Here is a 6,677-nt window from a genome sequence, read left to right on the forward strand (position 1 = left end):
TTATACCGAATCGTACCCCAAACCGACACAGGTGGTCAGGTAGAGAATACTAAGGCGCTTGAGAGAACTCGGGTGAAGGAACTAGGCAAAATCGTACCGTAACTTCGGGAGAAGGTACGCTCCTATCTGTGATGAGACTTGCTCTCTAAGCGGACGGGAGCCGCAGTGACCAGGTGGCTGGGACTGTTTATTAAAAACACAGCACTGTGCAAAATCGCAAGATGACGTATACGGTGTGACACCTGCCCGGTGCCGGAAGGTTAATTGATGGGGTTAGTTTTCGGACGAAGCTCTTGATCGAAGCCCCGGTAAACGGCGGCCGTAACTATAACGGTCCTAAGGTAGCGAAATTCCTTGTCGGGTAAGTTCCGACCTGCACGAATGGTGTAACCATGGCCACGCTGTCTCCACCCGAGACTCAGTGAAATTGAAATCGCAGTGAAGATGCTGTGTACCCGCGGCTAGACGGAAAGACCCCGTGAACCTTTACTACAGCTTGGCACTGAACATTGAACCTACATGTGTAGGATAGGTGGGAGACTTTGAAGCAGCGACGCTAGTTGTTGTGGAGTCGTCCTTGAAATACCACCCTTGTAGTTTTGATGTTCTAACGTTGGCCCCTGAATCGGGGTTACGGACAGTGCCTGGTGGGTAGTTTGACTGGGGCGGTCTCCTCCCAAAGAGTAACGGAGGAGCACGAAGGTTGGCTAAGTACGGTCGGACATCGTACGGTTAGTGTAATGGTAGAAGCCAGCTTAACTGCGAGACAGACACGTCGAGCAGGTACGAAAGTAGGTCATAGTGATCCGGTGGTTCTGAATGGAAGGGCCATCGCTCAACGGATAAAAGGTACTCCGGGGATAACAGGCTGATACCGCCCAAGAGTTCATATCGACGGCGGTGTTTGGCACCTCGATGTCGGCTCATCACATCCTGGGGCTGAAGTCGGTCCCAAGGGTATGGCTGTTCGCCATTTAAAGTGGTACGCGAGCTGGGTTTAGAACGTCGTGAGACAGTTCGGTCCCTATCTGCCGTGGGCGTTTGAGAATTGAGAGGGGTTGCTCCTAGTACGAGAGGACCGGAGTGAACGAACCGCTGGTGTTCGGGTTGTCATGCCAATGGCATTGCCCGGTAGCTACGTTCGGAACTGATAAGCGCTGAAAGCATCTAAGCGCGAAGCAGGCCTCGAGATGATTTCTCACTAGACTTTTAAAGTCTCTGAAGGGCCGTTGAAGACTACAACGTTGATAGGCAAGATGTGGAAGTGGTGTGAGCCATTAAGCTAACTTGTACTAATTACCCGTGAGGCTTAACCATACAACGCCAAACGCGTTTTGTGACAGAAACAAGCGACAGAAGTTAATAGCTAAAGTAGATAGATACTTAGACTTAAAAAATATTATCAGAATTTTCCAAATTTATGAGGTGACTCTTAGCGCGTAGCGTTAAAGTTGAGGCACCTTGCGCAAAGGAAAAAGAAGCACTACGTGCTTGTCCTTAATCCTTTGCACCTAATTTGCTTGGTAACCATAGCGTTTTGGACCCACCTGACCCCATGCCGAACTCAGTAGTGAAACGAAACAGCGCCGATGATAGTGTAGCATTTGCTATGTGAAAGTAGGACATTGCCAGGCTCCAAATACAAGAAAGCCCGACTCGAAAGAGTCTGGCTTTTTTACGTCCGCAGAAAAGTAAAAATACATTCCAGATATTATTCGCACAGTCTCCATCACCTCCGTAGCGTGGGTTGAGTATCACGAAACCCGCGGATGAAACACACACCACAGAACTCAAAATAGATCACTTAATTAAGCGAATTGGTATTACAGTACACGCAAGTCTCTTAACTTAACTAATCTATTAAGATGTATAAAAATAATAGCTTATAGTTCAGACTATTTTGATCCACACTCTTTAACTTTGACTATAGTTATACCTCATAATAATTATTCTGCAGAATTATAAAATGTCGTTACTTTTTAATATTCAGCGCTTTTTTATATAGGTTGCTGAGTGTCTATGCGAAATAAAATATTTCAGATATTCGTTTTAATCGTCAGCCTACACCATTTACCGGCTAAATCGGGTGAGTTTGATTTTTCAGGCTACGCGCGTGTTATTGGTGGTTATTTAGATGAAAAAGATGTCGAATATAGAGGCTACGATGACAGTCTTAACTTTTCACCATCAAGTTTAATAGGTCTTCAAGCTGAGTATCAGTTTAATACAAACTGGTCAGTGACAGCACAAGGATTATTTAGATCCGATAGCACAACGGTATCTGGTGAGAGTGGACTTGAATGGCTGTATTTAACTTATAGGCCCACAACAAACCTACAGATAAAAATCGGTAAGCTGCGAACCCCATTTTTTACAATGAGCGACTTCTCTGATGTAGGGTTTGCATACCCATGGATCAATCCGCCACAACAAGTATACGACACGTACTTATTTAAAACATTTAATGGTATTGATGCTATTTACAAATTTGGCTCAGATGACTTTGATATCAGTATTGAAGGGTACTATGGCGAAGAGTCGGGAAGTATTGGCATAGGCCCTTTTAAAACAGGCTTTGAGGTGGATAATTTAGTGGGTGTGATAGGGAAGTTGAATATTGAAAATATAGAATTTAGGGCTTCTAGGTATAACGGTAACATAGCGTTAGATCTTAAATCGATTAACCAACTACAAGATATTTTAGAGAATTTTAATTTTAGCCAAAGTGCAGCATCGCTGACAACGCAGGGCAGTGCGCATGCAGATCAATTTGGTGTTATTTATGATAATTTAGATTATTTTTTTAGAGGTGAGTGGGTAAAGATTAAAACACAGTTAGATATAATTCCGATTATACAAAGCTATTACTTAACCGTAGGCTATAACGATGCACCTTTTACTTATCATTTAACCTTTGCAGACAGCGATGTAGAAATTAATGCCAATCAGAATGAAATCCCTATTGGTGCTAATGTAGAGTTTGATCAGCTGGCACAGGCTTATAACAGCGTGTTTGCAGAGTCGGCACCCGACTCACTAAAAACATGGACACTTGGTATACGATGGGATGTGCTACCTAATCTGGCATTAAAGGCGGAAGTATCTGCTTTAGAGGGCGATGAGGTTAGTAATTCTTTTTTTGTTATCCCTGAGGATGTTAGCTTTAATAGAAAAACGAATCTTTACCTTATTGGCTTAGATTGGGTATTTTGATGATGTACTCTAAGTTAACTTACGTGATTAGACATATAATACTGCTGTGTATTTTTACTTGGTCATTATTGTTTATTAGCGTACAAGCCTACGCGGATAATAGCCACACCACTAAAGTGATCATTGTTGTTAATACGGCCAATAAAAACTTAGCTTTGAGTAAGCAGCAAGTTCGCCATATTTATATGGGCGGCGCGATGAGTCGTCAATTTAAAGCAGTAAATTTACCCGCCGGAAACCCGTTACGAATCGACTTTAATACGAAATTGGTTGGCTTAACCGAATCCAGAATTCAGGCTTATTGGGCTCAGATGAGATTTACAGGGCGTAGCAAGCCACCCTTAGAGTTTAGCTCGACTAAAGAAATTATTGCGTATTTATTGAAAGAAGAAAATGCAGTTGCTTATTTACCTGCTGATACAAAAATTCCGGACGAGCTAACTGTTGTAACGCTAGCGCCTTAATTTATGGTTAACTAGTAGCGCTGATTTATTTTAAAGTTAGCGCTTTTAATGCCTCTTTTGCTTGGGCTTTAGCTGCTTGAATGTTTGCTATGGCTACAGGCTTTGCAAAATAATACCCTTGCATTTCATCACTGCCATTTTTAATTAGGTAGTTAGCTTGGCTGGCTGTTTCTATACCCTCACTACATACTTTTAAACCTAGGCGTTTACTTAAATCGAGTATGGCCTTTAATACCGCCGCATCCTTTTCTGAGCTGTCAAATTGATTAACGAACATACGGTCAATTTTGATGGTATCGATATCTATTTTTGTCAGGTAGCTTAGCGATGAATAACCCGTTCCAAAATCATCAAGGGCTATAGACCCGCCCATTTGTTTTATTTGATTAAAGAATTCATTGGAGTTTTCAAAATTATCGAGATAGCTTGATTCGGTTATTTCAAACTGGATATTTGCAATGTCGACGTTGTATTTAACCAATTTATTTTTTACAACATCAATAAAGTGATTATCTTTAAGATCATGGCTCGATAGATTTAAAGAAACGAGTACATGGTTGCCTATAGTTTGCTTTAGTGTGGGTAAATCTTGAAATACCCTGGAGACAACCCACTGCGTGATCGCTTTTATTTTACCTGCTTGCTCTGCAATGGGTATAAATTCGCCTGGTGAAATAAAGCCAAGCTCTTCACTTTGCCACCTAATAAGGGCTTCAAGGCCATTAGCCTCACCATTGGCAGCTATTTTTAACTGATACACAACTTCAAACTCATTTTGCGCAATTGCATGACTAATTAAATTAGCCACTTGAGCCATTCTCTTGCTGTTTTCTAACATTTTTCTATGGAAAACAGTGTACGATCCTTTACCTTTTTCTTTTGAGGCATACATTGCGATATCTGCATTACTAATTAACGTATTAATGTCAAACTCGGCCTCTTTAGCATGGGCAATACCAATACTTACCCCGGTGGGTATATCCCACTGGTTAATAGTAAAAGGCGTTTGCATTGAGCTGATAATTTGCTCCGCAATATTAATAACGTCGGTGTAATTATTTATATTACGCAGCATTATTAAAAACTCATCACCCCCTAAGCGTGCAATAACATCGTTTTCGCGTAAGTGCTTTTTAATATTACTAGCGACCGCCTTTAAAAGTAGGTCGCCCGTTTCATGGCCAAGTGTATCGTTAACACCTTTAAAGCTATCTACGTCAAAAAACATAATTGCTATATCTTGATGATTATTTTTACAGCGTGTTAATTCTTCTTTTAGTAAGCCCATAATAAACATGCGATTAGGTAAGCCAGTTAATATATCGAAGTTAGCTAAGTGCTCCATTGATTGCTTTTGCTTTAGTAGTTGTGCGGTGTTTTTTTGATTAGTGAGCACTTGGGCATTAATAGTGTTAAGTAAGTTATTAATATCTTTGCCAAGTTGCGATACTTCGTCGTTGCCTGAGCCCTGGTATTGGAGTTGATAGTTAGTTGTTTTTTCTACTTTTTGTGTAAATTTAGAAAGTTTTAATAGCGGGTTAATAAATGTTGGTATATCCAAAAAGAGATGATGATGGTGATCACGATACTAAAAATAACGATAGGGGCTGCACTATAAAATAAGCTCGCTTTGCTTTCATTGAGGGGCTTATTAAAATCCTGAACAATTAATAAGTAGCCTACAGGGAACTGCTCCTCACCAATTGTTTTTAAGGCAACTAAGCCTTGATTAGTAACACTGACGGTACGGGGCAAACTTTGTGGTTTGATGCCCTTTAGCTGTGGAGAAAAATCCTCGAACTTTAAGTAATTAGGGTGCACGTAGGACTGTATTAGCTGCCAATTACTATCAAATACATTTACAAACTTTATGTGCTCGTACCTATCTAACCCCAAAAGCTCAGTTGTAATAGAAAATAAATCTATCTCTTGCGACATAACACGTAACAAATTATCTGAAATATTTGATGACATAGCATCGAGGTTTTCTTCAACTGATTGGCGGTATAAATCCTCGTGCTCATTAATAGCTAAATAAAAAACAAAACTAGCGCTTAGTACGATTAGACAAGTCGTAATAATAATAAATTTGTTACGAATACTATGAAACATTTAGCCAAATCCCTTCTTACTGTCATGCTCTTTCACTAAAAGAGTTATTACTTATTGTTGTTATTTATTAATAGAAGGCTTACGCGTAGCGCTGATGTTACTTACTAAATTTGTAAGTAAAAGAATGTGTTTAAATTCATAGAGTAACTATAGCTGGTTATTTTATTTTAGGCAGACTTACTTTGTTGCAATTTCATTCTTGGCTTAATAAGTGACCTGTGTAAGACTAATGCGGTTATTTATTAAATCAGGTGACATGAATGTCGAATATAAAAGCTTGGAAACTTATGAGCCTGTTTTGTTTGTTTGCAGTGCTTATGGGTTGTCAATCTAAAGAAGAGCAACTACAACAAACAATTCAAGAGTCTATTAAAAAGGCAGATGTTGAGCTTGCACAGCTTGGTACCGCGCTTGATAATGGGACTATACGTAATGCTGTATTGCTTAAAGAATATGGCAAACTCCTTAAACAGCAACAGCCAGAACTTAGTCAGGTTGTTGATGTAATTACCCTTGATGCTACAAGGCAGGGTGCCCTTTACAGTGGTTTAACACAACGACTTAAAGATATTAAAGGCACTTATTTAATCCCTCCTTACGAAGATACGCTACACAGTATTGATTTACTACGTGAGGCGGCTAAGCCTACGCTGTTTTCTGATGCGTTAACGGACCCGATTAATATGCTANGATATGTCTAAGGGCAGCCTTGCGCGCGTTGGTGCTATTAGTAAAGAAGCGGAGGGCGCAGGCGAGGGTAATCAATTGGTGGGCAACCCTAATTACGGTAACTGGCAAACTAATAGTAATGGTATTAGCTTTTGGCAGTGGTATGGCATGTACCGTATTTTAGGCGATGTATTTGACCGTGTTGAATACGGACGTTGG

The 6,677-nt window shown here is 40.3% G+C and carries 4 protein-coding genes, 2 rRNA genes and 1 pseudogene; 5 read left to right on the top strand and 2 right to left on the bottom strand.

From position 1 onward, the window contains the following. The 4 genes from L650_RS0106050 to L650_RS0106065 all read left to right on the top strand — a co-directional run. Window positions 1-1,317, top strand: a 23S ribosomal RNA gene (locus tag L650_RS0106050); the annotation flags it as partial. 202 nt (window positions 1,318-1,519) lie between these two features. Next, window positions 1,520-1,634 (top strand): 5S ribosomal RNA (rrf, locus tag L650_RS0106055). A gap of 385 nt (window positions 1,635-2,019) precedes the next feature. Further along, the gene (locus tag L650_RS0106060) at window positions 2,020-3,213 is read left to right on the top strand and encodes a hypothetical protein (RefSeq protein WP_029772531.1); all 1,194 of its coding nucleotides are present in this window, start codon (window positions 2,020-2,022) and stop codon (window positions 3,211-3,213) included. Next, a complete protein-coding gene (locus tag L650_RS0106065) occupies window positions 3,213-3,677 on the top strand; it encodes a hypothetical protein (protein WP_029772532.1) in 465 nt (154 codons plus the stop codon). The genes L650_RS0106060 and L650_RS0106065 overlap by 1 nt, the downstream gene beginning before the upstream one ends. 25 nt (window positions 3,678-3,702) lie before the next feature. On the opposite strand, the gene L650_RS0106070 is transcribed toward L650_RS0106065, so the two are convergent. Together L650_RS0106070 and L650_RS24505 are read right to left on the bottom strand one after the other, a co-directional pair. Continuing rightward, on the bottom strand, window positions 3,703-5,238 hold the full coding sequence (locus L650_RS0106070; protein ID WP_223230546.1) for a putative bifunctional diguanylate cyclase/phosphodiesterase: 1,536 nt from the start codon (window positions 5,236-5,238) through the stop codon (window positions 3,703-3,705). Next, complete coding sequence (locus tag L650_RS24505; protein WP_223230547.1) at window positions 5,205-5,789, bottom strand: hypothetical protein; 585 nt, start codon at window positions 5,787-5,789, stop codon at window positions 5,205-5,207. The genes L650_RS0106070 and L650_RS24505 overlap by 34 nt, the downstream gene beginning before the upstream one ends. Before the next feature lie 260 nt (window positions 5,790-6,049). Between L650_RS24505 and L650_RS0106075 the strand changes: the two are divergent. After that, window positions 6,050-6,677, top strand: a pseudogene (locus L650_RS0106075) (CHAD domain-containing protein); the annotation flags it as partial.

This window comes from Pseudoalteromonas sp. TB51, from assembly GCF_000498055.1.
Lineage (GTDB): Bacteria > Pseudomonadota > Gammaproteobacteria > Enterobacterales > Alteromonadaceae > Pseudoalteromonas > Pseudoalteromonas atlantica.

Excerpts from the sequence above, each read along its gene's own strand:
- L650_RS0106060 (WP_029772531.1), top strand. The coding sequence starts at position 2,020 with ATGCGAAATAAAATATTTCAGATATTCGTTTTAATCGTCAGCCTACAC.
- L650_RS24505 (WP_223230547.1), bottom strand. The coding sequence starts at position 5,789 with ATGTTTCATAGTATTCGTAACAAATTTATTATTATTACGACTTGTCTA.
- L650_RS0106065 (WP_029772532.1), top strand. The coding sequence starts at position 3,213 with ATGATGTACTCTAAGTTAACTTACGTGATTAGACATATAATACTGCTG.